This is a genomic window from Thermobacillus sp. ZCTH02-B1 (genome assembly GCF_002159085.1).
Taxonomy (GTDB): Bacteria; Bacillota; Bacilli; order Paenibacillales; family Paenibacillaceae; genus Thermobacillus.
In genome coordinates this window covers 1-26,590 of sequence record NZ_LZRU01000021.1, presented here as the reverse complement: position 1 = coordinate 26,590, position 26,590 = coordinate 1, and the positions used below count along the sequence as shown (strand labels likewise).

Genomic DNA, 26,590 nt, shown 5'->3' with positions numbered 1-26,590 from the left:
CGAAACGGCGTTCCGGTTCGCATCCGCCGAATCATTCACCGATGGTCACGATGGAATTCACCGACGCGAAGGCCAGCGGCAGAAACCCTTCCGAAGCTTCGCGCTGCGGCTGGTTGAACTTCAGCGCGTAGTCCGCGCCGTCGATCGTCTTCACGACGAACGTCCGGGTCAGGCCGGTCTTCTGCCCGTGCAGATACAGGGACGCGCCCCGCATCGGTTCGTAGATCCGGTCGTCCGTCCATTCCTCGACCGTCCCCGTGCCTTCCTTCACCCACGCCTCGCCTTCGGCCCGGACTTCATCCGGATTCCATCCGGCCGGCAGCCTTGCGATCTCGACGTAGTATTCCGGATCGACGTTCATGCTCATCCGGTTCGTCTCCGGATCGAAGGCAAACTGCGGGAAAACGTAGATCGCGTAACCGGAGCCGACCGCCTTGGACGCCGTCCGCGTCTCCTTCGTCCCCTCCAGCTCGACCTCGAGCTCCTTCGTCTCCGGGAGATCCCCGGCGCCGGCTTCCGCTCCTTCCGCGCGCGCGATCTCGGTGATCGTCAGCAGTTTCAGCGTGTCGTCGCCTTCCACCGGTTCTTCCGTATATCTGAATCGGACGGGATCGTTCGAATCGATGCCTTCCAGCGCCGCCGACGCGCCTTCTCCGATCCGGAACGCGATCGGCGTGCCGCCGACCTCGATCTCGACGGAATGCGCATCGATCCAGCCGACAAAGACGCCGTAGCCTTCCTTCGTCACCGGCTGAGCGCCCTCGTCCGTCCCGCCGTCCTCCGGCCGGCTGTCGTCCTGCGCGGGAGCTTCATTCCGCGCCGTCTCATCCTGCCGTCCGCCGTCCGCCGCTTTTCCTCCGTCGTCCGCGCACGCGGCCAGGGCGGCCGCCGATGCGAGCATCAGGGCCAGCAATGCGATTCGCGGGTTGACGCTTCTTCTTCTCATGGAAACACCTCCGTTCCTTCGAACGAAAGTGTGCCCGAATTTGTTGCAGGCAAGAACCGGCATGCGCAAATTTTCCGCGCGCGGCCCGTCACCTCGCCCGCAGCCGGTAGGCACGGCTCCCGAAATCACCGCGGAACTGCGGCACCGGCAGTCCGATGTTCATGAGCTCGTCGCCGCCGTACACGATGCCGTCCCCGTCCAGTTCGTAATCGAGATCCGGATCGAGCCCCTTCAACCGGAAACGGTCCTTCGGCGCGTACGGCTGCTTGAGCATCTCCACGTAGACGACGAACGCTTCCCGCTTGTCCTTCGAGACGAACATCCAGGCCGCCGCGTTGCCCTCGAACGGGCTCAGGAGCCGGTAGAAATCGCCGAACTGGACGAGGCGGCGGATTTCCTTGTACAGCCCGACCTGCGCCTTGACGATCTCCTTTTCCGCGTCGGTGAACTTCGTCAGATCGAGCTCGTAGCCGAAATTGCCGGACAGGGCGACGTGGCCGCGCGTCTCGAGCGGCGTCACCCGGCCGACCTGATGGTTCGGCACCGCGGACACGTGCGCGCCCATCGCGCTGACCGGATAGACGATGCTCGTGCCGTACTGGATCTTGAGCCGCGAGATCGCGTCCGTGTTGTCGCTCGTCCAGGTCTGCGGCATGTAGTAGAGCATCCCCGGATCAAAACGGCCCCCGCCGCCCGAGCAGCTCTCGAACAGCACGTGCGGGAACGCCGTCGTAATCCGCTCCAGCACGCGGTACAGGCCGAGCATGTACCGGTGCGCCGTCTCGCGCTGGCGCTCCGGCGGAAGAAGCGCGGAGCCGATCTCCGTCATGTTCCGGTTCATGTCCCATTTCACGTAGGCGATCGGCGCGCTCGAGAGCACGTCCGAGACGGCCTTCACGATGTAATCCTGCACGTCCTCGCGCGACAGGTCCAGCACGAGCTGCTGCCGGGCCTCGGTGCGCCGCCTCCCTTCGATGTGCAGGCACCAGTCCGGATGCCGGCGATACAGCTCGCTGTCCGGCGACACCATCTCCGGCTCGAACCAGAGGCCGAACTTGAGGCCGAGCCCATTGATGCGCCGCGCGAGCGCATCGAGGCCGTCCGGCAGCTTCCGCCGGTCGACGACCCAGTCGCCGAGCGACGAGTTGTCGCTGTCGCGCCGGCCGAACCAGCCGTCGTCGAGCACGAACAGCTCGATGCCGAGCTCGGCCGCCGTCCGCGCGATCGCCTCGATCTTCTCCGCGTTGAAGTTGAAATACGTCGCCTCCCAGTTGTTCATGAGGACCGGGCGCTCCCGGTCGCGGTGGACGCCCCGGCACAGGCGCGAACGGTACAGGTCGTGGTACTTGCGCGACATGCCGCCGAGCCCTTCGGACGAGTAGACGAGCACCGCCTCCGGCGTCTGGAACGATTCGCCGGGCTCCAGGCGCCAGCCGAAATCGAACGGATTGATGCCGATGAACAGCCGCGGCGAGTGGAACTGGTCCACTTCGACGCCGGCCGTGAAGTTGCCGCTGTACACGAGGCTGACGCCGTAGACGTCGCCGCGGTCCTCGTCCGCGTCCTTCGCGAGCAGCGCGACGAACGGATTCTGCACGTGGCTGCTCGCGCCGCGCCGGCTCTCCACCGCCTGCATCCCCGGCACGAGCGGCCGCCGGTGCACGTAGCGCTCGCGCGCCCAGGCGCCGGAGAGCTGCAGCAGATCGTACCGGTCGTGCGGAAAGTCGACGCTCATGCTGAGCGCCCGCAGCACCTCGATCGGCTGTTTCCCGGTGTTGACGATGCGGGCGGACCGGGCGATCGCGTTCCATTTTTCGAAGACCGTATAGGAGAGCACGATCTCGAGGTCCCGCGCCGGGTCCCTCATCGTGATCTCGAGCGTCTCGGCCTCGTCGTCCGATTCGACATAGGTGGCGGGGAGACCGGGCAGCTTCGGTTTGCCGGGCACGATCCGATGGCCTGCGTACACGAGTTCCGAAGCGGTCGAGCCGTCGGCGAATCTCACCTGGTACGCCGGATGCCGGAAATCCGACGTGCCGTAGCCCGGATATTCCTGCGGCAGCACGTCGAGCGACAGTCCCGGCACCTCGGGGACCGTCGCCGGGCTGAAGGACACCAGCGGCTGAAATGCGAAGAACCTGTCCGGCCCGAGCCCCCTCACGCGCGCTCCCCAGTACAGATGGGCCAGATAGCCGCCCTGAACGATGCACATCGCATAGCTCGTGTCATTCGTCTGCAGATGGAACAGGCGGCGGGATGCGTCATAATGTACGGCCATGGTTGCACCCTCCTCCATGTGCGGCTTTTGCCGGGCATTGCCCTGCCACCATTATGGCATGTCCGGCCGGACGCCGACATGGAAGGTTGCCAGACGCACATGGACAAATGTAGGATCTACGCCATGAGCCCGATGAGGCGCCGCGCGAGATCGCGGAAATCCCCGGCCAGGAGGTCCGCCTCCGGCAGCGGCCCGGCCGCGCCTCCGCGAGGTGTGCCTCCGCGGGGATTGAACCAGACGGCGCGCCACCCCGCCCGCGCGGCGCCGCCGACGTCGTTCTCCGGCGAGTCGCCCACCAGCGCGCAGTGTTCCGGCCGCGTCCCCGTCGCCCGGTTCACGTGGGCGAACAGCGCCGGATCGGGCTTCGCCGCGCCGATCTCGCCGGAGATGAACCAGCGGTCCCGCGGGATGTAACGCCCGATCCCGAGCGCCTCGATCTTCCTCGCCTGATGCGGGCCGGGCCCGTTCGTCACGACGCCGAGCAGAAAGCCCGCCTCCGCAAGTTCGGCGAGGCAGCTCTCCGCACCGGGCCGAAGCCGGATCCGGTACTGCCCTTCCTGATACCTTTCCTGAAACTTCGCGCAATCGGCCTCTTCCGCTTCGATCCCGCAATCCGCCAGCGCGCGCCGGATCCGCTCGACCCGCATCCGCTCCAATGTCATCCGCCCCGAGCGGTACGGCTCCCAGAGCGCTTCGCTGTGGTGACGGAAACGGCGGTACAGCTCCTCCGCCGCAAGCCCGACGACGGCGCCGCCGAACGCCTCCAGCGCCGCCCGGAACGGCTCCATTTGATCGTACAGCGTATCGTCCAGATCGAAAAAGACGGCCTTCGGCCAACCGTTATCGCGTGTCATCCGGTTTCCGCTCCCTGAAGCTCCGTTTCGATTGCCTGCAACCTTGCACATGGTTGACCGCCGCCCGGACATCGACGGCAAGCGCTTGCGCGCCCGGACAAGACGGCGCGCGAAGGCGTTTGCTCTCCCGCGCCATCCGGTCCGTCAGACCGAAGCCTCCGCGCGGCTCGACCGCCTTCGCCGCCACCGGCGGATGAGCAGTGCGAGCACCGTCAGCTCCGCCGCGACGCCGCAGGAATGCGCGAGTGCGCCGACCTTCCCGTTCCATTCGGGGACGACGGCGGTCAGCACGGCGAGCATCGTGACGGTGGCCGCGAGATTCCCCGCCTGCGACCCCATCATGAAGCGCGTCTGCTTGTGCAGCATCGCCAACCCGTTGCAATAATCGACCCAGGGATAGACGAGCGCGAACAGCAGAAACACGCGCAGCACCCCGATGCTCGCGTCCAGAAGCTGCCCCTCCGCCCCGACGATCGCGCCGAACACGGCCCTGCCAGCGGGCGTCCAGGCCAGCAGCGCCACCAGCGCGGCGGGGATCGTATTCGCGGCGAGCACGAACCGCCGCACGGCCGCCGCGTCCAGACGATGGAAATTCAGCACGATCTGGTGCACGTAGGTAAAGAAACTGTTCACGAGGTTCAGCACGCCGAGCGCGACCGAATAGGAGGCGATCGCAAGCTCGATGTCCGCCGTCTTGCCGAGCATCGCGTTGATCGACGGCGCGAGCATGACCGAAATGAACGACGTGACGACGAGCGGCCGGTAAAACGGGATCACGTCGCGCGCCCGGCGGATCTGCGATTCCCCGCTCCGCTCGGGCATGAGCTTCAGGATGCGCCGGCCTTCCCACGCGCTCACGGCGGCTTCGACGCACATCCCGGTCAGGAAAATGACCGCGCCCGTCCGGCCGTCGATCGTCCACCCGGCGTGAATCCAGGCGAGCGACAGCCCGTACATCGCGACCAGCCGGATGACCATGCCGATCGTCAGCCATTTCGTCTGCATGTTCCGGATGATGATGCCGTGGAACAGGCAGCGGATCGCCGAGAACACCGTCACGAGGAACAGGATCCGGTAGCTCGCGATCGTGCCGCCGACGAGCTCCGCTTCGGCGTTGAACAGCATCCCGAACACCAGCGGCCCGGCCGGCGTGTACGAGAGCAGCGAGCCGAAGCCGAGCGTGAACAGGAGCACGTACGCCATCACGACGGCCACGGAGCGGAACCCCGTCCGGTCGGCCGCAAGCGCGGAGCAGGTCTGCCGCAGGTATATGGCCGGCCGCTCCGTGATCGTGAAGATGCTCATCGCGATTGTGTATGCGGCGATCGTCGACTCGGGGTCCGGCGCCCGCGCCAGCGTGCCGTTGATGATGACGTGCGACAGCGAGACGAGGCCCGCGGACAGGCCCAGCGGCACGAAGAAGCGGAAAATGGCGCCCGCCGTCACGCTTCCGGCGCCGGTCGCAACCTTCGCGTCGCCCGGAACCGCCGGGGGGCTTGCGTCATTCGCGCCGTCTGTCGCCCCCCGACCCGCGGTGACCGCCGCGCATCCCGCTCCGGCCGCCATATCCGGTTTCCCATTCGCCCGATGCTCCGGACGGCCTCCGGATTCTGTCCGATTCATGCCGCATCCGCCTTTCCCTGTGTTGGCCGTCCTTCATGCCCATGCCCCATCATAACACAGCCGCATCCGCGCATGCATGAACCCGTTGAATCCGCCCGCGAACGAGCCCGTATCCATGGCCGGACGAATCCCGCCCCGTCACGTGAGCGGCCGGAGCCGCGCCTTCTTCACGCGCATCGGCTCCGTGATCCGGATCCGTTCGATCCCCCGCTCGCGGCAGGCGGCGAACAGCCGCGTCCGCGACATCTTCATCCCGGATGCCGGTCAACCGCCCGATCGGCTCCGGAATCGGAACCGGCGGCCGAACCAGCGTGACGAACGTCCGGCCGTCGGGACGGCCGCCCGCATCGAGCCGCACCGCGCCGATCTGGATGGCGCGGTCGCGGTCCGGCTCCGGCCCCGTCCCCTCCGGGTCGAACACGCAGCAGCATAGCTCTTGCAGCCGCCCGACCACGAGATCGGACCCTTCGTATCCGGCATCGGACACGCGGCGGATGCGCACGCGCCCCCCAACCGCGCAAATTAATTGCGGTATAAATATTTAATCTCATTAAAAAATCATCCGTTGCGTTGCTCCGTTCCGGCACGAAAAGACCGGCCGACGGCTTCCGGATTCCGTCAGCCGGCCGATGCCGGCCGATTCAGGCGGGTTCCCCGTCCGCGGCACCCTGGATGCAGAACACGATCGCATCCCGGTCGCAGCGGCCTTCCGCCAGCGCCTTCGCCAGTTCGTCCCGGTCCCACACCGCGTATTCTTCGGAACCGGTTTTGACGACATAATGCGTTCTGCGGGTTTCCCGGCAATACCTTTTCGCCGTGTCCACCGCCTGTTGTCTGTTCATGTCTTTCTCTCCCCTCCCGCGAAAGCCCCCGGACGGCCGTCCCGTCCGGAGCCGCGACGCTTGAGGCGTCTTCCGAAACAGACATTCGCCATGATCCCGAAAAATCCTTCGCGCCGCCCTAGCGCACCGTGAACCGGACCGCCCCGGTTTCCGGCGGCTGCCCGTTGTAGTCGGAGAGCCCCTGTACGCCGTCGGGCGAGATCCGGATCGAGCCTTCGGCGCCCTGCCGGGTTTCCGCAATCCGCAGCGTCACGACCTCGCCCTCGATCGAACCGCTCAGCGGCACGATCGACACGCCGCCGATCACCAGCTCGAAGTAATGGACCTGTCCGGAGAAGCCGAGCACCGGCTCGCTGAAGACGACCCGCACTTCCCTCGCGGTCGCCTCGACCGCCTGGATGCGCGGCGCGGGATTGACCCGGTCCGAGCCGTAGAAACGGACCTCGCCCCCGCCGTCGGACGGATCGAGCCGCTTGCCCTCCAGGTCGGCAATATAGTTGCCGCCCGACTCCCGATAGGACAGCTTATACACATGGTCGGACCGCAGCGGTCCGGTCTTCGTCGCGTTCAGATGCAGCGTCACGCTGCGCCTGTCCGCGGACACGGCGTAGTAGGCGTACTCGCCCTTCGCGATCGGCACTTCGCGCCCGTCCGTCTCGTCGTGGAGCCGGTAGACGTTCAGATCCGAGCCGTTCACCGGTTCCGTGAACCGGAGCTCGATCGTGTGCCGGTCGACCGCGTGCGCCGCTTCGAAGCGCGGGGCGGCGTTGACCGGTTCGACCCCCTCGAAGGTGACGGTGTACGGACGCCCGTTTTCCTCCGTCTTCCAGCCGTTCCATCCCGGCGCGTCCGTGACCCCGGACCGGAACGACAGCGTGTAGACGGTTCCCGCTTTCACGCTTGCGCCGAGCCGCAGCGTGACGCTCGTGACGATCGCGCCGGTTCCGCCCGCGTCGTTCGAGACGATCGGAATCGTGTTCCCGTCCGGTCCGGTCAGGCGGAAGACGGAATTCGTCACGCCGCGCACCGGCTCGCTGAAATGGACGACGATCGCCGTCGCGTTCACGACCGACACATGCGTGACGCGGGGCGCCGGATTGGCCGCTCCATTGCCCGCAAACGAACGACGGTTCGCGCCGCCGGATGCGAGCATGCCCGGAAGGCCGGTCACCTCGGCGACGTAGACGCGTCCGGAGCGGAACAGCCCGGGATTGGCATTGGTTCGCGTCCGGAACTGCACGGTCAGCGTCAGGTCGTCACCCGGTTTGCGGTAGACGTAATACTGGACGCCGGACATGTCGTAGGAAACGCCGTTCTCGGACAGGATCGCGATCTTGAAGCCGCTCAGGTTCACGTTTTTCATCGATTTCGTGAACAGCAGATCGAGCGTGTTCACGTTCACCGCCCGGATGTCCGCGAGCGCGTATTCCGCCGGCGCGAGGCCCGCTCCGCCGAACACGACGGTCGTATCGGGCGCGATGAGGTTGCCCGCCAGGTCGCGGACGCCGAAGATGCGCAGCGTGTACCGCTGGCCCGGCGTCTGGTCCGCCGTGAACAGCTTGACGGTCAGCCGGCTCTCGTCGTACACCGCGCGCAGCGGCATCCCGAGGCCGCCGTCGATGACGTAATAATGAACCTGCTCGACGTGATCCGGATCAAGCTTCTCGCTGAACGTCAGCTCGACCGTGTTCTTCGTCGAGACGACCTTCACGACCGTCGGCGGCGTCGTGTCGACCACCGATACGAAATAGAGATCGCTCCGCTCCTCCATCACGTTGCCCGCCCGGTCCTTCACACCGCGCACCGTCAGGCGGTAGACCGTGTTCGGCTTCTGCCGCTCCGTCACGATCGTCACGGTACGCCCGTCCTGCGACAGCGTGACGGACACGATGCCGAGCCCCTGATCGAAGGTGTAATTCGCCCGGTTCACAGCCGAGGCTTTGTCCAGCGGCTCGCTGAACTTCAGCGTCACGGTCGCGTCCGGATTGATGCCGTACGAGACGATGCGCGGCTTCTCGCTGTCCCGGCTCTCCGGATGCAAATCCGCATAGACCGCGTACGCCGCTTCCACGAGCAGGCTGCGCCGCGCGGGGACCGTATAGTCGCGCTGCGCGGGGATCCAGCCTTTCCGCAGCGCGATGCCGACGGCCCGCTCGGCCCAGGGCGACACGGCGCCCGTCACCCGGCTGGCCGCCTCTCCTTGCGCTCCGTATCCGCGCACGAGCACGACGGCGAGCTGCTCGACCGTCACGGGGAGCGTCGGCCCGAACCGTCGGACGCCGACCCCCCGCATCAGCCCCGCCCGGGTCACGGCCTCGATCTCGTCGAACGACCAGCGCGTCTTCAGCACATCGTCGTACGTGGGCTGCGTTTCGATCGTGCCGAGTTCCCACAGGCGGAACAGGACGGCGGCGAATTGCTCGCGCGTCATCGTCTCGTTGAGGCGCGCGCTGCCGTCGGCGAAGCCGGTGAAAATCCCTCTCCGGACAAGAAATTGGTACTTCTCCTCCACGGTCCGTCCGTCGGCCGCCGCCGTTCCGGCCGCAGGCCCCGCCACCAGCGATATCACCGCGCACAACAACAGCGTCCGCATCCACCCTCGCATCGAAGCACCTCCAGGTTTATCCATGCCCGGAAACATCCGGGATTTCCGTATAGAAAGACGCGGATGGATACGATTTGTTTCGTTGGATGATACAAAATGTTTCAAACGCGGAGACGGACGGGCTTCGATCCCGCAGCTGTCGTCGTCTGCCGTCGTTTTCTGTCATTGAGGACGAGGACATCTTTGATATACTTTTGAAATAATCGAAAACGTTTTCCCGTCCCCCATGGGGAACATGCATCCGGAGAGCTGCCCATGAATCGGACGCCTGCGGGAGAAGCCGGAAGGCCGACGATCGGTCTGCTCGGCGTCAATACGGGCTATCCGTCGGAAGTTTCCATGAACATCGGGCTCCAGGGCCCGATCTTTTTTTCATCCGCGTTCCGAACATGCTACAATAATCGTGGCATTCACGGTCATCGGAGGGATCCATGCATTACGTCATTCTCGACATCGAATTCAACGGCCGCAAATTCGCGAGCGACCTGCCGATGGAAGTGATCGAGATCGGCGCCGTCCGGCTGGATCGGGAACTTCGCGAGAACGGCACGTTCACGTCGCTGATCCGGCCGATCTATTTTCCGAAGCTGAACCGGTTCATCCGGGAGAAGACCGGCATTACCCAGGAGGAGATTGACCGGGCCGGACGCTTCCCCGCCGTCATCGCATCGTTCATCCGCTGGCTCGGACCGCCGGACTCCTACCTGCTCGTCACCTGGGGCGGCGAGGATCTGAAGCGGATCGTGCTCGACACGCGCATGCACAAGCTGGACGATTCGTATTGGCTCTCCGTCCGCTATTACGATCTATTGAAGGGCTTCCTGCGCGTTCACGACCTGAAAAGCGATGTGAGCGTCGAGCGGGCGCTCGAGATGCTCGGGCTCCCGAACCGGGGGAAGGCCCACCGGGCGCTGGAGGACGCGATCATGACGGCCGGGATTTTCCGGGCGCTCCATCCGCGGCTCGATCTCGACCGGGTGCGGCAATACCGGGACACGTTCACGAACGCGAAGGAGCGGCGGATGGTGAAGAGCGCGATCCGCATCATGCGGATGCGCGGCGCCGAGCCGGATTGGGATACGGTCGAAGAGCAGTTCCTGAAGAACAAGATCGATCTGGCGAACGAGCGAAAGCGTGAAGAGCTTCGGGCCTATTTTGAGGAAGAGCTTCGCAAGGCGGGGCAATCCGAACCGCAATGACCGGAAGCCGGCCTCCCTGACCGGGAGGACCGGCTTCGTTCGTTCGGCGCGTATTCGCCTCGCTTACCTTACAGATCTATTACATACTACATTGCACAATTCATGCCAGATATGGTAATGTGGAATCAGTCATGTTCCCAAATTCCTAAATTCCTATGAAGAAAGGATGGAATTCATGAACGCAGCCGAAACCCTGCACAGACGGAACAAACTGCTCGTCAACATCATCTGGGGCATGCTGATTCTCGGCATCATCGTCGATTTCCTGACGGACGCGCCGCCCGTGGCGATCCTCGTGCTGGCGGTTGTCGGGGTCATTTCCTGCGGCGTGGCGACGATCATGACGTACAAGCGCTGGTACCCCGAATCTGTCATGTATTTCATTCCCGTCATCATGACCGGTCTGACGCTGATGCTTGCCGTCACCGATCCCATCATCACGACCTATTTCCTCGTCTTCGTGAACCTGGCGGTCATGACCCTGTACAACAATTTCCGCGCACTCATCTTCACCGGCGCGCTCGGCCTCGCGCTTACCGTCTATCTGTTCCTCAGCCCGTACCGGAATGCATTGTTCATGGACAACTCGCCGATCACGATCACGCTCTATCTGTTCATGATCGCGGTGCCGCTCATCGCGTCCACCCGCTTCAGCGAAGGGCTGCAGCGGGAGGCCGACCGGCAGCGCGAACAGGCGATCGAGGAACGCAACCGGATAGGTCAATCTCGGCCAGCGGATGATCGTCGAGAGCCATCACGCCGCGAAACGGATGGCCGACACGATCGGAGCGCTGGCCGGCGACGTGGAGCACCTCGCGGAGCAGTCGATCCGGGTTCAGGCCTCGTCCGACGACGTCTTCCGGCAATACCGGCACATCGCCGAGCGCATCAGATTCATCGCGGAGGCGACCGAATCGAACCTGGCGGCCGTCGAGGAAATGGCGGCCAGCATGACCACGCAGGACGAACGGATCAACAACGTGAAGGAGAGCTATCTCCAGCTCGACAGCCTCGCGTCCGAACTGGAGAAAATGAGCGGCGGGGCGTGAGCCCCGCCGGTTTGTCCAACCGCTTTGGAAGCCAATGTCAATCTTTGTCCCCCTTGATCTTCTGCATGCGTTCCCGCTTGCCGCTCTCCACACGCTTTCAGACCCGATCCCCTTCGCCCTCCAGGACGAGCCTGTTGACCGAGGGGGATAGATTCGCCATGAGGCGGAACGGGGAGAGCTTTTCCGTTGACCAAAGGGGACAGGTTCGAACATGTGCCGAACGAACGGCCAAGGTGGCCTTGCCGCCGCTTCCGATGCGCCGGTTCCCCCTCGCACGACGCCCTGCGCGCGTCCCCGCCTTTCAAATCGCGAGCAGCACCCGGTTCCCCGACGGATCTTCCGCCGCGTACATGTCGTCCTCCTCCTCCACGTCGACGCCCAGGGTCCGGAGCCGCTCCACGGCGCGCGTCCTCGCCGTCTCGCCGGGATAGACGAGCGTGAACGACCGGAGGCCGACGCTGTTCCGGGCCGGCCGGGGCGCGCCCACGCCGTTCCAGGTGTTGAGGCCGATATGATGATGGTAGCGGCCCGTCGACAGAAACAGCGCCTGCGGACCGTAGCGGTTCACCACTTCGAAGCCGAGCCCGTCCACATAGAAGCGTTCGGCCGCCCCCAGCTCCGACACGTGCAGATGAATGTGGCCCATCAGCGTGCCGGCGGGCAGCCCGTCCCAGGGTCTGTCCTCCGTCGCCGCCAACAGATCGCGGAAGTCGATCGGATCGACGGCCATTTCCACTTCGCCGTTGTTCCAGGTCCATTCCGACGGGTCCCGGTCCCGGTAAATCTCGATCCCGTTCCCGTCCGGATCCGACAGATACAGCGCCTCGCTGACCAGATGGTCGGAATGGCCGAACCGAAGCCCGATGCGGGCGAAATGCCTGACGATCCGCGCAAGATCCGTCCGGCTCGGCAGCAGCAACGCAACATGATACAGCCCGGTCGTCCCGGCCTGCTTCGGAACCACATCGTCCGGCCGCTCGAGCGCAAGCAGCACCGTCTTCCCGTCCGCGGTCAGCAACGCGGTGCTGCCGGTTTGCGCCAGCACCCGGAATCCGATCACGTCCCGGTAGAACCGGAGGGCGCGTTCGAGATCGCACACCTTCAGATTTACCCGGCCGACATAGGTGCACGGCGCCCGATGAAAACCGGTCAACGTTCCCACCCCGCATCAAGTTACTTACATATTGTAAGTGATTATACGCGGCGCACCCCCTTTTGTCAAACCCGCACCCGCGTCCCGCCTGACCATATATAAAAGTAGAAAAAGACAGGAAAGCGACCGTCCGGAGAGACGAACGAACCGTCTTCCGGAGGTCGCCCTTTCAACCCCGCCTGATCCTTCCGCTTCACCCGCAACGGCTGTAGCCGCAGTTCGTGCACGTCTTGCAGCCTTCGATGTTCAGCAGCGAAGCCGAGCCGCAGGACGGGCACAGGTCGCGCGATTCGACGGGACCGTCCTTGCCGCCGGGCAGCGTGACGGCCGGTTCCGCGGCCGCCGCGATCGGCGGCACTTCCGTCGCCGCCTCGCCTGCGGACGGCTTGCCCGCCGCAACGTGCATCTCGAGCGCCTTCGCGACGGCGTCGGCGATCGATTCGACGCGGTTCGCGCCGAAGCCGATCGCGCCGCTGCCGCCGATTCCCTTCAGGTGCTTGATCAGCAGCTTCACCTTGTTGCCGTGGTCGCCGTAGCGCAGGAACAGCGAGCAGACGCGGCCGAGCGCCTCGGCCATCGCGAACACGTCGGAGCCGGCCTTGCCGACGTTGAGGAAGATTTCGCCCGGCGTGCCGTCGATGTCGTTGATCGTGATGTACGCGACGCCGAGCGGCGTGTTCAGCTTGTACGTCGCCCCGCGCAGCACCTGCGGACGGCGCTTGTACTGCCGGTCGAACTCCTGCTCTTCCTGCTTCGAGACGTTCGCGTTGAGCGCGGCGTTGAGCTTGCCGATCGCCTCCGCGTCGCCCGCCGGCGAAGCCGCGGCGGATTCATTCTTCGCCTCCGCGTCCTTCTTGTCGTCCTTCGCCGTCGAGAGCACCTGCGTGTCGCGGCTGCCGTCGCGGTAGATCGTAACGCCCTTGCAGCCAAGCTCGAACGCGAGCTCGTACAGCTTCTTCGTCTCCTCGATCGTGAAATCATGCGGCGCGTTCGCCGTCTTCGAGATCGAGCTGTCGACCCAGCGCTGGATCGCCGCCTGCACGCGGATGTGGTCCTCCGCGGTCAGGTCCATCGCCGTCACGAAATAGTCCGGCAGCTCCTCGCCCGGATGCGCGTCCATCCATTCCTTGGCGATCGGCACATACTGCTTGTCGAGTCCGAGCCGGCTTTGCCGATAATATTCGAAGGCGTAGTACGGTTCGATGCCCGTTGACGTCCCGACCATCGTCCCCGTGCTGCCCGTCGGCGCCTGCGTGAGGACGGTGACATTGCGCATGCCGCGCTTCCGGATCGCCTCGCCCACCTCCGGATAGACGCTGACCATGTGGCGCATGAAGCCGCTCTGCAGGAACTTCTCGCAGTCGAACGCCTCGAACGAGCCCTTCTCCGCGGCGATCTCCGTCGAGGCCAGGTACGCCTCGCGCGCGATGAAGCCGTAGAGCTTGTCGAGGAACTCCAGCGATTCCGGGCTGCCGTAGCGGATCTTCAGCCGGATCATGAGCTCCGCAAGCCCCATCGTGCCGAGGCCGATGCGGCGCTCGCGCTTCTGGTTCCGCTCGTTCTCCTTGAAATGGTACGGCGTCTTGTCGATGACGTTGTCGAGGAAGCGGACCGACCAGCGCGTCACCTTCGCGAGCTCGTCCCAGTCGACGTCGTCCTTTTCCTCGTCATAGAACTTCGACAGGTTGATCGCCGACAGGTTGCAGACGCCCCACGCCGGCAGCCCCTGCTCGCCGCACGGATTCGTGCAGATGATCGGGTTGAAGTACCAGCTGTTGGACATCTGATTGTAATATTCCATGAACACGACGCCCGGCTCGGCCGACTTCCAGGCCGATTCGATGATCGTGTGCCAGATGTCGCGCGCCTTGAGCGTCCGGTAGAGCACGACCTTCTTGCCGAGGGAACGCCATTTCTGCAGGTCGCCGTCCCACACCTCGTCGTAATCGGGGTCGCGCGTGTCCGGGAAGACGAGCTCCCAGTCCAGGTCCTCCTTCACGGCTTTCATGAACGCGTTGCTGATGCAGACCGACAGGTTCGCGTTCGTGAGCTGCCCCATCGTCTGCTTCACCGTAATAAAGTCCAGGAGGTCCGGATGCCAGTCGTTCATCATGAGCATGAGCGCGCCGCGCCGGCTGCCGCCCTGCTCGATCAGGCCGGTCGTGTAGCTGAACAGGCCGCCCCAGGAGACGGCGCCGCTCGACGAGCCGTTCACGCCCGCCACGACCGCGCGCCGCGGCCGCAGGCTGGACAGGTTGATGCCGACGCCGCCGCCCCGCGCCATGATCTCCGTCATCTCGGTCAGCGTCTTCATGATGCCGCCCCGGCTGTCCTTCGGCGAAGGGATGACGTAGCAGTTGAACAGCGTCAGCTCATCGCTTGTCCCCGCGCCGGCCGCAATCCGGCCGCCCGGCACGAGCTTCCAGTCGTCCAGGATGTAACGGAACCGCTCCTCCCACAGCTTCCGCTTCTCGGGCGTATCCTCCACCGACGCCATCGCCTTCGCGAGCCGGTTCCACATTTCCTCCGGCGTCTTCTCGATCGTCAGCGTCAGCTTCTCGATTTCCGTCTCGACGATCTGGCCGGCGCGCGTCCGCACGGTTACGCGGCTCCCCTGGCGCGCGATCACTTCCCCGACTTCCTTCGCCGGAAACTTCGGATCGTCCTTCGTCAGCACGAGCACGACGTCGCCGACCTTCGCGCCGGACGGATCGGGATTCTTCCACGCATAGCGATCCAGAAAAATCTTTTCGCTCAAGCCTTCCAGCTTGCTGCCCTTCGTCACTTTCATTCGCTGCTCCTCCAAGCAAAGGATTTGCCGTTTGCGGCATCGGACCGGATTCGCGGCATGTACACAATATATAGAGTTCGCAACCCATTTTACACCACAACATATAGTATTCCAAGTCCCATTTTCGGCAACAAAACGTATCCTCCGACGCCCGGCGTTCCGATGCCGCTTTGATACAAATCGTTGCATCATCCGCCCGTTCCGGGGGGGGGCTTTCGTCGCATCTCCCGCCCCCGGCGCGCACCCTCCAAGCGCATGCCCTCCTTATGAATCGACCGCCGGACGGCCATACTAACGGATAACATCACCAGCGGAGGAAGATCAGCGATGCATCCGATCCCGAGAACGGACCGCTCCGCGGCCGGAACCGGCAAGACGCCCCACACGAGCGTGGAGTTCTCCTTCGACCGGTCCTGGGTCGACGAGCTGGCGGAACGCGCGGCACGCAACGGCCCGTGGGACGACTGGACGCTTTTTCAGCTCGCGGTCGAAGCCGAACGCGCGAAGCTGGTGACGAGCTTCGACGAGCTGCAGGCGCTCCGCTGCCTGCCGGCGGCGTTCGAGCCGATGCCGCACCAGATCGCGACGGCGCGCAAGGTGCTGGCCGAAATGGGCGGCCGCGCGATTCTCGCCGACGAAGTCGGGCTCGGCAAGACGATCGAAGCCGGACTGATTCTGAAGGAATACATCGTGCGCGGTCTCGTCCGCCGGGCGCTGATCCTCGTCCCCGCGTCGCTCGTGCTGCAGTGGGTGCGCGAGCTTAACCAGAAATTCGGCATCCCGGCGATCGCGCAGAAAAAAGCGCACTCCTGGCATGCTGACTTCGTCGTCGCCTCGATCGACACCGCGAAGCGCGAGCCGCACCGTGAATTGCTGCTCTCCCGCGACTACGACATGCTGATCGTCGACGAAGCGCACAAGCTCAAGAACAAGAAGACGTCGAACTATCAGTTCATCCAGCAGCTGCGTAAAAAATACTGCCTCCTCCTCACCGCGACGCCCGTGCAGAACGACATGGACGAGCTGTACAACCTGATCACGCTGCTCAAACCCGGCCAGCTCGGAGGGCAAAGTGAATTTTCCGCCAACTTCGTCGCGGACAAGCGGCTGCCGAAGAACGAGGACCGGCTGCAGGAGGCGCTGTCCGCCGTCATGATCCGCAACCGGCGCAGCGACGGCGGCATCCGCTTCACGAAGCGGTTCGTGCGCAACATCGAAGTCCGGCTGTCGCCGGAGGAGAAGGCGCTCTACGACGCGGTGACCGGCTTCGTCCGGCAGCGGTACGACGAGGGCGGACGGGATCTCGCGAGCGCGCTGTCCCTCATCACGCTGCAGCGCGAAGTGTGCAGCAGCCGGGACGCCGTATTTCTGACGCTGTTCAACCTGTTCAAGAAAACCGCGGAAGATTCGCCGCTGCGCGCGAAGCTCTGGGAGCTGATCGAATGCATCCGGCGCGTCCGCGCGAATTCGAAGGCGGAGAAGGCGCTCGAGCTGATCCGCGGGACGGACGGCAAGATGATCATCTTCACCGAATATCGCGCGACGCAGGAATATTTGCTCCAGTTCCTGAAGCAGCACGGCATCATCGCCGTGCCGTACCGCGGCGGCATGAACCGGGGCAAGAAGGACTGGATGATGGACCTGTTCCGCGGCCGCGCCCGGGTGCTCGTCGCGACCGAGGCGGGAGGCGAAGGCATCAACCTGCAGTTCTGCCACCACGTGATCAACTTCGACCTGCCGTGGAACCCGATGCGCGTCGAACAGCGGATCGGGCGGGTGCACCGGCTCGGGCAGACGAACGACGTGAACATCTACAACCTGTACACGACCGGCACGATTGAAGAGCACATCCTCCGCCTGCTGCACGAGAAAATCAACCTGTTCGAGATGGTCGTCGGCGAGCTGGACGACATCCTCGGGCGGCTTGAGCGGGAGGACCAGCCGCTGGAGCAGCGGCTGGCGCGCCTCGTCCTCGAGGCGAAGGGCGACGCCGACATCCGGCGCGGCATCGACGCCCTCGGCCGTTCGATCAACCGGCTGCGCGCGGACGCGAAGCGTCCGGCGAAACCCTCGCTCGACCGCGTCCTGCCGGTCTTCTCCGTCGTGCCGGACGGCGCGGACGCCGCGGAGGCGCGGCCATGAACGCGAAGCAGATCCATCGCTTCGTCGAGCGGTATCTCGAGGCGACCGGCTGCACGATCCTCGAAAAATCGCCCGCCCACTTCAAGGTGAAACTGTCGCCCGCGGCAGACCGCGAGCTGACGAACCGTCCCTATTACTGGAGCTTCGTCGACCGCACCGGCATCGAGCCGGAGACGATGACGCTGCTGCTCGTGACGGATCCGGCGAAGTACGACGCGATGAACGGGGCGGACAGCGCGGCGGCGCAAGGCGGGCGGACCGAAGGCCGGACGGAAGGCGGCGCGGCGGGTGCGACGGCGAATGCGGCGGACGCGCCGAAGGGCGACCAATCGGGCGCCGGCGACGGTGCGCCGTCCGCGCAGGCGAACGCCGCGCCGGAGCAGGCCGGCATGGCCGTCTTGAGCCGCGCGTTCGGCCTTGCGCCGATGAATCCCGGCGTGCGGACGCCGCGCGACGATCTGTACTTCGGCTCGCGGCGGCTCGAGCAGATTTTCGCGGCGGCGCGGCGCGGCGGCCGGTTCGTCTGCCTTTTCCAGCAGCCGGACGAGCGGGCGCTGCACCCGTACGATTCCCACCCCTGCACGCCCTGGCTCGGCGTCAACGTCAAGGTGGGGTTCGTATGCGACCTGAAGCGCGAGGAAATGCACGCCTTCGGCGTCTCGCTCGCCACCGGAACCGTCGTCGAGCAATTTTTCGACCGGTTGCAGGGGCTCAGGCTCACCCCCCGCCTGCCTGCGAACGTGCACATCACCGGCGCCTCCCTGTCGATCCGGAAGGCGGCCGATCTGATCGAGCAGGCGCTGATGCGCAAACTCCGGGCCTGCGATTACGGCTGGGCGGCCGCGGCGAACGAGCGGCTCAAGGAGGAACTCGCGCAGCTCGCCCACTATTACGAACCGCTGATCGAAGCGGCCGACGACGAGCGAAAGGCGGAAATCGCCGCGCAGTACGAAGCGCGCAAGGAGGAGATCCGGTGGCAGCTCAAACCGCGCGTCACGGCGGAAATCGTCAACGCCGGGCTGTTCCATCTCACCGGTCTCGCGTAAGGCCCCGAAATCGGGCCCGTTCCCCGCATCTCGGCAAAAATAGAACGAACGCGCGCGACACGTTGCAACAGCCTTCTTGGGGCTTGTCCGCTATGATGGCTATGCGTCCGCACGGTGACACACACGGGAAGGAGCGATGCCGAGGATGCACCGCAAAATGATCAGCCTGCTCGCCTGCCTGCTGGCCGCGGCGCTGGCCGCGCCCTGCGCGGCGGAGGGCGAGCACGCCGACAAGCCGGCGGAGCGCCGGCTTCTCGAACGACAGATCGACCAATGGGCGCACGGGCTCGCCGCCCGGCCCGGATTCGAACGGTTCGCCGCCGCAAAGGCGAAGATCGAACCGCTCGGCCCGGGCACGCACGGATGGCTCGTGCGCTTCGAGGACAAGGGAGATACGGTCGGATACATGGTCGTGCACGCGCTGAAGGGCGGCGGTTTCGCCCTCACCGAATACGGGATCGGCGAGGCGCCGCTCTATTCGGCGGAAAGGCTCAGGGAAGGACTCGAACGGCTCGGACTGGCCGGAGAGGAGGGAAACCAGCAGGGGGAACGGCCGGGCGGGATCGACGTCGAGCGCCGGTATGTCCATCCGCTCGGCGCGGCATGGCGGGTCGAGACCGTCGACGGCATCTTCTACCTGGACGCGAAGACCGGCGAGGAGCTGCCGGCCGACGACCGCCTCTGGAACGGCGAGGAACCGGAAGCGGCCGCCTGCCTCGAAGAGCGGCTGTCCGGAGGCGCGCGGCCTTCCGGAAGCCTCGCGCATCTCGCGGAGTCGCCGCCCTTCGACCCTTACGGCCGCCTGCCCTGGATCACGCGCCAACCGCTCGAATGGGCCGGGGCGGACATCGCCGCGCTGCTCGCCGGCGGCGCCGAGCTCAGGCTCGTCGCCGAGCGGTTCGGGGGCGCGTTCCTGTACGTGCTGCCGGTTGTCGCCTGGCACGAATGGGAAGACGGCACCGGTTACATCGGCGTCGATCAGGACGGCCTCCGCTTCATCCCGAAGGCCTGCCTCGAACCCGTCGCCCGGCTGTATGATTGAAACCGCTTCAGGATTCCGCGGCCGGTTCCGCAACCCGTTCCACGGCCGGTTCCGCAACCCGTTCCGCGTCCGGCTCCCCGGCCCTTTCCGCCGCTTCCTCCGCGACGGCCGGACCGAAGATGCGCCTTGCGCGCCGCTGCATCAGCCAGCCGTACAGCGGCCAGCCGAACCAGCGCGCGAGGAACGGCTCGCGGCTTCTGCGCGCCTCCCGGCGCAGGCGCCGGCGCTCGGCCGCCGGCGTCTCGATATAGCGGATGAACCGGTCCGCCACGAACGCGACGTATTCCTTCCCCTCTTTCGCCATCGGACTCCCTCCGGATTGCAGGTTGTGGCTTGATTCGGGTCGGCGACGGACAAGGCGCCTTGCCGTTACATGTTCATTATGGCCGGACCCTGCGCGGTCCAAACCCGCCCGCCCGGATCCCGCATAAGCCGGCACCCGGTCCGGCAACACTATCCCGCATCCGCAACCTGATCGTACCGGAGGTTGACCGAACCCATGCGACCTACGGCGTTTCGCCGCCCGGCATGGTGGGCCGCCGCGGCGCTGGCCCTGTGGCTGGCGGCGCCGTCCGCGGCCTTCTCATCCCCGCTGCCTGCCGCGGCCGACCCGCCGCGCTACGAGCGTGCGCTGCCGACGGCCGTCGTGCTGATCGACGTCGGCCACGGCGGCATCGACGGCGGCGCCCATTACGGCGGCGTGCTCGAGAAGGACATCAACCTGCAGGTGGCAAAGCGCCTCTACCTCGTGCTGCGCAGCAAGGGCATCCCCGCGGTGCTGAACCGGACCGGCGACTACGCGCTGAGCGACGAGAACCGGTGGCACATGACGCGCTCGCGTCACCGGCGGGACCTGTCGCAGCGCCGGGGACTTGCGGAGACGATCGACGTGCGGCTGCTCGTCAGCCTGCACGTGAACTGGTCCCGCTCGCCCGCCGCCCGGGGTCCGCTCGTGCTGCACCAGGACGAAGGAAGAAGCGCTTTGCTGGCCTTTTTTCTCCAGGACGCGCTGAATCGGGAATACGGCGTACGCCGGATTCCGAAAACCGGCAAGCCGTACTATCTGCTGAACGCCGTGAAACTCCCGTCGGTCATCGTCGAGCTGGGATTCCTGAGCAACCCGTCCGATCGCGCGAAGCTGACCGATCCGAGGTGGCAGCAGCGGCTCGCCGAGGCGGTTGCGTCCGGCATCCGGCAATATTTGTGGACCGCAGGATGAACCCTCTTCCCCGCGGTCCTTTTTTGACTGAAAATTTGAACTTTGCGCGCCCGCTTGACTTGCCCTGCCTGCGCATGCTAAGATGTACATCGTCAGTCCCCTGTGAGATGCGCGGTCGTGGCGGAATTGGCAGACGCGCCAGATTCAGGTTCTGGTGGTAGCAATACCGTGGAGGTTCAAGTCCTCTCGACCGCACCATATGCACGAAGAAAGCTCCGGAAATCCGGAGCTTTTCTGCTGCGCGGACGGGCGCTTCAGGCCAGCGGGTCAAGGCGCGGTTCATCCGCCGGCTGGATCCGGTAGCTGCGGCTCACCTTCACGACCCTGCGGTTCGGCTTGCGGATCAAGACGTCCTTGTCGTCCCAGGCGACGACAAGGCCGATCACATCGTTCTCCTCCAGCGCGTCGCGCACGATTCTCACCGTTGTGCCGGCGATGCGCCAGGCGTCCAGTTCTTCATCCGTCATCACGGTCCACCATCTCCTTCATCCGGTCACGGTTACAAAGAAGGACCTCGGCGGTTGAGGCACCGCTTCGGTCCGACGCTGGTTCCCATCCTATGACAAGACCCTTGAAAATCCGATCATTCCGGCTGATGCCCGACATGCTCGGGCGATTCGTTCGTCTCGTACCATTCGTCAAGCACCCGGGAGGACATGACGCGTTTCTCGATGTAACCGGCCTGCCGTTCGGTGAAAGCCTCACGCCACGGGATGCCGAGCTCCTCGCACAGCTTCACGATCGTCAGCAGTTCCGACCAGGCGACATAGCGCTTGTACCAGAAAAACTGCGGATGCTCGATCATGTACGGATACAGATCGTCGAATTCCGTGTGCTTGCAGTCAAGGGCGCGTTCAAAATGCGTCTTGGCTTCGGACAGCTTCGATCTGAAGAATGACACGGGCAGCTCCAGCTTCTCCATATCCTTCGCCTCCCTTCGCTCGCTTTCGTCTATTATAAAATAATTCGTCCGGGAGGAAAAGGGACGGCCGGAACGCACGGCTTGCCAACTTGCGTCACTCGAACGCGATCTTTCCGTCCGCCAGCGAGGCGATGCGAACGAGCGACTCGACGCGGATGCCCCGCTCGCGGAGCAGCCGGCCGCCGGACTGGAACGTCTTCTCGACCGCGATGCCGACCCCCGCCAGCTTCGCACCCGATTGCCCGATGATGCGGATGAGCCCCCTCGCCGCGTCGCCGTTCGCGATGATGTCATCGATATAGAGCAGCGTATCGTCCGGTGAAAGCAGATGCCGCGAGACCACCAGATCCGTCACGATGCCCTTCGTGAACGCGGGGACCCGCTCGGTCCAGGCATCCGGTTCGGCGAGCAACGTCTTCCTGCGCCGCGCGAACACGAGCGGCACGCCCAGCGTGTAGGCCGTTGCGAACGCGATCGGGATGCCGGACGATTCGATCGTGATCACCTTCGTGATGCGTTCGCCCCCGAAGCGGCGCGCGAACTCGCGCCCCATCTCCATCGCGAGCGCCGTATCGACCTGATGGTTGAGCAGCCGGTCCAGCTTGAGCACGTCTGCAGACAGAACGGAAGCTTCTTCGAGGATCCGTCGCTTCAGCAGCTCCATGGCAACCCATTCCTTCTGTCCGTAAGATTTATGTCAATAAAATTATCATACGGATTGAAGGTTTTGCAACAGAATCGCGCGCGCACCGCCTGTCGGGATGAAACTTTCTCCGAGTATTCCGCGTCTATATGTACAGGATGGGGAAAGGTGTTGAGTGCCATGCGCAACGGCCGGATCCGTATGCTCGCAAAATCGGCGGCGCTGCTGACGCTGTGCATTGCGTCCGCTTCCGTCCTCGCCGGATGCGGCGGCCAGGGCGCGTCCGACCGGACGGAGCGCCCGTCCGGAGCCGCCGCGGAGGATCCGTCCGGCGGTTCGGACCGGACGGAGACCGGACAGCCGGATAAGGCCGCGCAGACGCCGCGGGAATCGGACGGCGCGAAGTCCCCGATCGGCGGGACCGGCGGCGCGGCATCTGCGGCCGACGGCACCGGCGGCTCCGGCGTGGAGCCCACCGCCGCCGGCGATCCCCCCGATGCCCGCCCGGCGGAGGACGGCGGTTGGTTCACCGATCCGCCCGCGCTGCTGGGCTTGTCCGTCGGGGCATCCGAAGCGGAGGCGAAGGAACGCTTCGGCGAACCGTCCGACATCTACCGGCTGTACGATCCGCCGGTCACGGTGCTGGAATATGAAGGCTTTGCGGTCGGCATCGGCTCCGACGGCCGCGTGCGATATCTTGCGATCGACGGCGAAGGCGTGTCGGCCGGCATCGGCGATCTCGCGGTCGGCGACGCGGCGGACGAGGCGATCGCGGCGCTCGGCGAACCGGACCAGGCGTCGGACACGGTGCTCTTGTACCGGAGGGACGACGTCTCGCTCAAATTCGACATCGATCCGGAGACGAAGCGGATTGCGTCGATCATCCTGTTCGGGGAACCATGAACCGTGATTCCGATTCGGAAGAAAACTCCCGCGTGCGATCCGTCGCAGCGGGAGTTTTTTTTCGTCTGTCGCGGGCGCGGGCTTGTCATGCCCGTCCCTCCGCGCGCATACACATGAGGAGGCGGCAACCGATGCGGGCGGGAGCGGGACGGTGGGCCTTGCCGGCATTGCCTCCCCATGCGATCTTGCCGCCCGCCGGACGCCGGTCCGGAAGCGGCGGTATTTCCCGGCCGGCGGCCCGCCGGTCCGGCGGCGAAGCCCGCGCTTCCGACCCGCTTCCGCCCGCGGCGCAGCGCCGTCTGCCCGACGTGCGTCCGCCGGCCGGCCGTTCGGCCTGCTTCCGGTTGTCCGAAGCGTTCTGCCGGTTGTTCCGCGGACACCGGCCGGCTGACCCGCGCCGGACGCCGGACGGGCGCCTCACCGCGCGGTTGCCGCAATTCATCCGCGGACGGGGGCTTCCGCATGAAACCGATCCAAGCCATTCAGATCGCCTTCACGTTCATCGGCACCGTCGTCGGCGCCGGTTTCGCCACGGGCCAGGAAGTGCTGCAGTTTTTTACCCGATTCGGCGCCTGGGGAACGGCGGGCATCCTGTTCGCGTCCGCCCTGTTCGTCTGGATCGGCGCCCGGATGATGCTGGCGGCCGCCCGCATCCGCGCGCGCTCCTACGAGAACCTCAACCAGGCGTTGTTCGGCGAACGCTGGGGAACGTTGGCCAGCCGCTTCATGCTCGTCGTGCTGGTCGGCGTCAACGCGGTGATGCTGGCCGGCGCGGGGGCCATTTTCAGGGAGCACTTCGGCATTTCCTACCAGACCGGGCTGCTCGTCACCGTCTTCCTCGTCTTCCTCCTGCTCAGGCGGGGCATGGGCGCGGTGCTGGCCGTCAACTCGATCGTCGTGCCGGCGATGCTCGTCTTCACGCTCATCATTCTGTGGACGACCGCGCACGGTCCGGGAGCGGACCGGTGGCTGACGTTGCACACCGACGCACCGCGGCTTGCCGCCTGGGCGTCCCCGCTGCTGTACGCGGCTTTCAACCTGTCGATGGCGCAGGCGGTGCTCGTGCCGGTCGGCAGCCGCGTGGGCGACCGGCGCACGATCATCGCGGGCGCCTGGCTCGGCGGCATCGGAATCGGCGCGATGCTGCTCGTCGGCCACATCGCGCTGGCCTCCCGGATGCCGGGCATCGCCCAGTTCGAGATTCCGATGGGCGGCATCGCCCGCGAGCTCGGCGCAGCGCTGCACTGGATCTACCTTTTCCTGATCTTCGCGGAGATCTTCACGACGCTGATGTGCGACATTTACGGCCTCACGCTGCAGCTCAGTTCCCGGTTCGGCTGGCCGGAACGGGCGGTCACCGCCGGCCTGCTCGCCGTCTGCTGGGCGGGAAGCCAGATCGGCTTCGGTCCGCTGCTCTCGACGCTCTATCCGCTGTTCGGCGCCCTCAGCCTCGGATGGCTCCTCCGGATGATGCAACGGCCGCAATGGTCCGTTTCGGGGACGTAATCCGGGACGCCCCGCCGCTTTCGGCCCGGCCGATCGGAACAAGCTGCTCCCGCGTCCCGTCTTCCCGTCCCGTTGCGGAACCGAATGAAAATCCGCTTGTAAGCGCGGAAGCCGGTGATGCCCGGTCCCCGGGGCTTCCGTTCGTCACGGCTGTCCGATCCGCACGCGCTTCGCGAACGGCATGCGCTCCGCGAGCCGCTCCGCCGTATGCGCGTGGCACGTCAGGAAAATGATCTGGCGGCGCCGTTCCCGGACGATGCGGGTGATGAGTCCGGCGGCCGCTTCGAGGCGCGCGTCATCGAAGTTGACGAACAGATCGTCCAGCAGCATCGGCAGCGGCTCGTCCGTCTCGACCTCGTCGGCCAGGGCGAGCCGGATGGCCAGATAGATCTGCTCGGCGGCGCCGCGGCTGAGAAAAGCGGCGTCGATCATGCGGCCGTCCTCCGCCGCTTCCAGTTCGATCGACGTCCGGCCGAACGGCGCGGCGATGCGCCGGTACTTTCCGTTCGTCAGCACCGAGGCGTATGCCGACGCGCGCCGGAGCACGGCGGGTTGGCGCTCCCGCTCGAACGTCTCGCGCGTCCGGCGGATGAGCGCCAGCGCGACGGCGAATTCCGCGTAGCGCTCCGCGTCATCCGCCAGCTGCGCGACGAGCATTTCGCGCTCCTCGAGGAGCGGGCGGCGCGCATCCTCCGCCGCCAGCCGCTCCAGCGTCTCCCGCAGCCTGCCGCGCCGCTCGAGCAGGCTCGCCCGCTCCTCTTCCGCCGCACGGCATGCCTCCTCCCTCGCTTCCGCAAGGTTCCGCAGCGCGTCCCCGTCATGGCTTTCGAGCAGCGCTTCCATCCGCGCCCGCTGTTCTTCCGACAGCCCCGATGCCAGCTCCACGCCGATCCGGATCCGTTCCTCGTCGATCCGGCGCGCTTCGCTTGCGGCGGCCAGCAGCTTTTCGTATTCCGTTGCGTCCGCCGCGCCCGCCGCCTCGAACCAGGCGCGGGCCTCCTGCTCGTGGGCGGCGAGCAGCTCGTTCGTCTCCCGCAGCCCGGAGGCGAGCTCCCGCATGCGCGCCTCGAGCGCGGCCGCCGCTGCCGCCGCCTCCGCCTCGCGGCGGACGACGGCGCGGAGCCGTTCCAGCGCGGCGGCGGGATCGTCTTCCGCGAGGCGCGCGGCCGCCTCGTCGGCGGCGCACAGTCCGCGCACCGCCGCGCGGTGCGCCTCGAGCCGCTCCGCCGCGGCGGCCAGCTTCGCATCGAGGCGGTCGACGGCCGCAAGGTGGCCTGCCGCCTGCTCGAGGCGATCGAGCGTCTCGAGCGCCGCCTCGGGCGACAGGCCGCCGGGCAGGCCGATCGTCGCAAGCCAGCCCCGCCATTCGGCGCGCAGCGCCTCGAGCCGGGCGGCGGCCTCCTCCGCTTCCGCCCGGCGCTCCGCGCGCAGCGCGCGGATCCGCTCGAGCCGACGGGCGTGCTCGAGCGCGCGTTCGGCCGCAAGGCTCCGCTCGCGCAGGGCTTCGAGACGCGCCTGCACCGCGCGATGCAGCCGGCCGCGCTCCGCGGCCGCTGCGGCGAGCTGCGCCTCGTCCGGCAGCGCGCCGTGCGCCGGGGGCGCGAACGGAGCGGCCGACGCCTGCGGCCGCCTGAGCAGCGCCCCGAGCGCGTCAACCGCGCGCTGCCCGAGCGCGTGGAGCTGCCGCGCGGCCGCAAGCTCCGCCTCCGCTTGCGGCCCGGCGGCGCGCCCGCGTCCGAAGCCGCGCCGCACAATCGCCGGCGCGGCGAGAGCGGCAAGCGCCGCGCCGACGGCGCCGGCCGCCCAGGCCGCGACGCCGTCCAGGCC

The 26,590-nt window shown here is 66.1% G+C and carries 22 protein-coding genes, 1 tRNA gene and 1 pseudogene; 9 read left to right on the top strand and 15 right to left on the bottom strand.

Annotated elements, in window-relative coordinates; translation table 11 throughout:
* Positions 1-31: 31 nt before the first annotated feature.
* From A9Z00_RS09770 to A9Z00_RS09745, 7 genes and pseudogenes are all read right to left on the bottom strand, one after another.
* Positions 32-946, bottom strand: coding sequence for a hypothetical protein (locus tag A9Z00_RS09770; RefSeq protein ID WP_296976494.1), 915 nt, complete (start codon positions 944-946; stop codon positions 32-34).
* A gap of 88 nt (positions 947-1,034) precedes the next feature.
* Positions 1,035-3,224 carry an alpha-galactosidase gene (locus A9Z00_RS09765; protein WP_296976492.1) on the bottom strand — a complete coding sequence of 730 codons (2,190 nt, stop codon included), beginning with the start codon at positions 3,222-3,224 and terminating at the stop codon, positions 1,035-1,037.
* Positions 3,225-3,340: 116 nt separating this feature from the next.
* Positions 3,341-4,078: an HAD family hydrolase gene (locus tag A9Z00_RS09760; protein WP_296976490.1), complete on the bottom strand. Its 738-nt coding sequence runs from the start codon at positions 4,076-4,078 to the stop codon at positions 3,341-3,343.
* A 144-nt stretch (positions 4,079-4,222) separates the two neighbouring features.
* Positions 4,223-5,524: a multi antimicrobial extrusion protein MatE gene (locus tag A9Z00_RS09755; protein WP_296976488.1), complete on the bottom strand. Its 1,302-nt coding sequence runs from the start codon at positions 5,522-5,524 to the stop codon at positions 4,223-4,225.
* A gap of 469 nt (positions 5,525-5,993) precedes the next feature.
* A pseudogene (locus A9Z00_RS15820) lies at positions 5,994-6,122 on the bottom strand (exonuclease domain-containing protein); the annotation flags it as partial.
* A gap of 220 nt (positions 6,123-6,342) precedes the next feature.
* Entirely contained in the window at positions 6,343-6,543 is a 201-nt protein-coding gene (locus tag A9Z00_RS09750; RefSeq protein ID WP_296976485.1) for a hypothetical protein, read from the bottom strand.
* 118 nt (positions 6,544-6,661) lie between these two features.
* Positions 6,662-9,148: an Ig-like domain-containing protein gene (locus A9Z00_RS09745; RefSeq protein ID WP_296976482.1), complete on the bottom strand. Its 2,487-nt coding sequence runs from the start codon at positions 9,146-9,148 to the stop codon at positions 6,662-6,664.
* Between the two features lie 431 nt (positions 9,149-9,579).
* On the opposite strand from A9Z00_RS09745, the gene A9Z00_RS09740 reads away from it, so the two are divergent.
* Positions 9,580-10,347, top strand: coding sequence for a 3'-5' exonuclease (locus tag A9Z00_RS09740; RefSeq protein ID WP_296976480.1), 768 nt, complete (start codon positions 9,580-9,582; stop codon positions 10,345-10,347).
* Positions 10,348-10,492: 145 nt separating this feature from the next.
* On the opposite strand, the gene A9Z00_RS09735 is transcribed toward A9Z00_RS09740, so the two are convergent.
* Complete coding sequence (locus A9Z00_RS09735) at positions 10,493-11,071, bottom strand: hypothetical protein (RefSeq protein WP_296976477.1); 579 nt, start codon at positions 11,069-11,071, stop codon at positions 10,493-10,495.
* Between the two features lie 13 nt (positions 11,072-11,084).
* Here A9Z00_RS09735 and A9Z00_RS09730 point away from each other — a divergent pair, with 13 nt between their 5' ends.
* Positions 11,085-11,396 (top strand): hypothetical protein, encoded by a 312-nt coding sequence (locus A9Z00_RS09730; RefSeq protein WP_296976475.1) that lies wholly within the window; start codon positions 11,085-11,087, stop codon positions 11,394-11,396.
* Positions 11,397-11,697: 301 nt separating this feature from the next.
* On the opposite strand, the gene A9Z00_RS09725 is transcribed toward A9Z00_RS09730, so the two are convergent.
* Complete coding sequence (locus A9Z00_RS09725; RefSeq protein ID WP_296976473.1) at positions 11,698-12,549, bottom strand: VOC family protein; 852 nt, start codon at positions 12,547-12,549, stop codon at positions 11,698-11,700.
* Between the two features lie 193 nt (positions 12,550-12,742).
* On the bottom strand, positions 12,743-15,340 hold the full coding sequence (locus tag A9Z00_RS09720) for an adenosylcobalamin-dependent ribonucleoside-diphosphate reductase (protein ID WP_296976468.1): 2,598 nt from the start codon (positions 15,338-15,340) through the stop codon (positions 12,743-12,745).
* 327 nt (positions 15,341-15,667) lie between these two features.
* On the opposite strand from A9Z00_RS09720, the gene A9Z00_RS09715 reads away from it, so the two are divergent.
* From A9Z00_RS09715 to A9Z00_RS09705, 3 genes are all read left to right on the top strand, one after another.
* Complete coding sequence (locus A9Z00_RS09715) at positions 15,668-17,482, top strand: DEAD/DEAH box helicase (protein WP_296976465.1); 1,815 nt, start codon at positions 15,668-15,670, stop codon at positions 17,480-17,482.
* Positions 17,479-18,528 carry a YqhG family protein gene (locus tag A9Z00_RS09710; RefSeq protein WP_296976462.1) on the top strand — a complete coding sequence of 350 codons (1,050 nt, stop codon included), beginning with the start codon at positions 17,479-17,481 and terminating at the stop codon, positions 18,526-18,528. Before A9Z00_RS09715 ends, A9Z00_RS09710 begins: the two co-directional genes overlap by 4 nt.
* 145 nt (positions 18,529-18,673) lie before the next feature.
* Complete coding sequence (locus A9Z00_RS09705; RefSeq protein ID WP_296976459.1) at positions 18,674-19,570, top strand: hypothetical protein; 897 nt, start codon at positions 18,674-18,676, stop codon at positions 19,568-19,570.
* A 7-nt stretch (positions 19,571-19,577) separates the two neighbouring features.
* On the opposite strand, the gene A9Z00_RS09700 is transcribed toward A9Z00_RS09705, so the two are convergent.
* Complete coding sequence (locus tag A9Z00_RS09700; protein WP_296976455.1) at positions 19,578-19,874, bottom strand: YqzE family protein; 297 nt, start codon at positions 19,872-19,874, stop codon at positions 19,578-19,580.
* Between the two features lie 195 nt (positions 19,875-20,069).
* On the opposite strand from A9Z00_RS09700, the gene A9Z00_RS09695 reads away from it, so the two are divergent.
* Both A9Z00_RS09695 and A9Z00_RS09690 read left to right on the top strand, forming a co-directional pair.
* A complete protein-coding gene (locus A9Z00_RS09695; RefSeq protein WP_296976452.1) occupies positions 20,070-20,789 on the top strand; it encodes an N-acetylmuramoyl-L-alanine amidase family protein in 720 nt (239 codons plus the stop codon).
* A gap of 111 nt (positions 20,790-20,900) precedes the next feature.
* Positions 20,901-20,987: transfer RNA gene (locus A9Z00_RS09690), tRNA-Leu, on the top strand.
* 56 nt (positions 20,988-21,043) lie between these two features.
* Here A9Z00_RS09690 and A9Z00_RS09685 read toward each other — a convergent pair.
* From A9Z00_RS09685 to A9Z00_RS09675, 3 genes are all read right to left on the bottom strand, one after another.
* Positions 21,044-21,259, bottom strand: coding sequence for a hypothetical protein (locus A9Z00_RS09685; RefSeq protein ID WP_296976449.1), 216 nt, complete (start codon positions 21,257-21,259; stop codon positions 21,044-21,046).
* 113 nt (positions 21,260-21,372) lie between these two features.
* Positions 21,373-21,711 (bottom strand): hypothetical protein, encoded by a 339-nt coding sequence (locus tag A9Z00_RS09680; RefSeq protein WP_296976448.1) that lies wholly within the window; start codon positions 21,709-21,711, stop codon positions 21,373-21,375.
* 94 nt (positions 21,712-21,805) lie between these two features.
* Positions 21,806-22,375, bottom strand: coding sequence for a xanthine phosphoribosyltransferase (locus A9Z00_RS09675; RefSeq protein WP_296976445.1), 570 nt, complete (start codon positions 22,373-22,375; stop codon positions 21,806-21,808).
* 150 nt (positions 22,376-22,525) lie between these two features.
* Between A9Z00_RS09675 and A9Z00_RS09670 the strand changes: the two genes are divergently transcribed.
* Positions 22,526-23,257, top strand: coding sequence for a hypothetical protein (locus A9Z00_RS09670; RefSeq protein WP_296976442.1), 732 nt, complete (start codon positions 22,526-22,528; stop codon positions 23,255-23,257).
* A gap of 462 nt (positions 23,258-23,719) precedes the next feature.
* Complete coding sequence (locus A9Z00_RS09665) at positions 23,720-24,763, top strand: YkvI family membrane protein (RefSeq protein ID WP_296976439.1); 1,044 nt, start codon at positions 23,720-23,722, stop codon at positions 24,761-24,763.
* A gap of 144 nt (positions 24,764-24,907) precedes the next feature.
* Here the strand turns inward: A9Z00_RS09665 and A9Z00_RS09660 are convergent.
* The coding region (locus A9Z00_RS09660; protein WP_367189391.1) for an ATP-binding protein at positions 24,908-26,590 on the bottom strand (1,683 nt) is incomplete at its 5' end.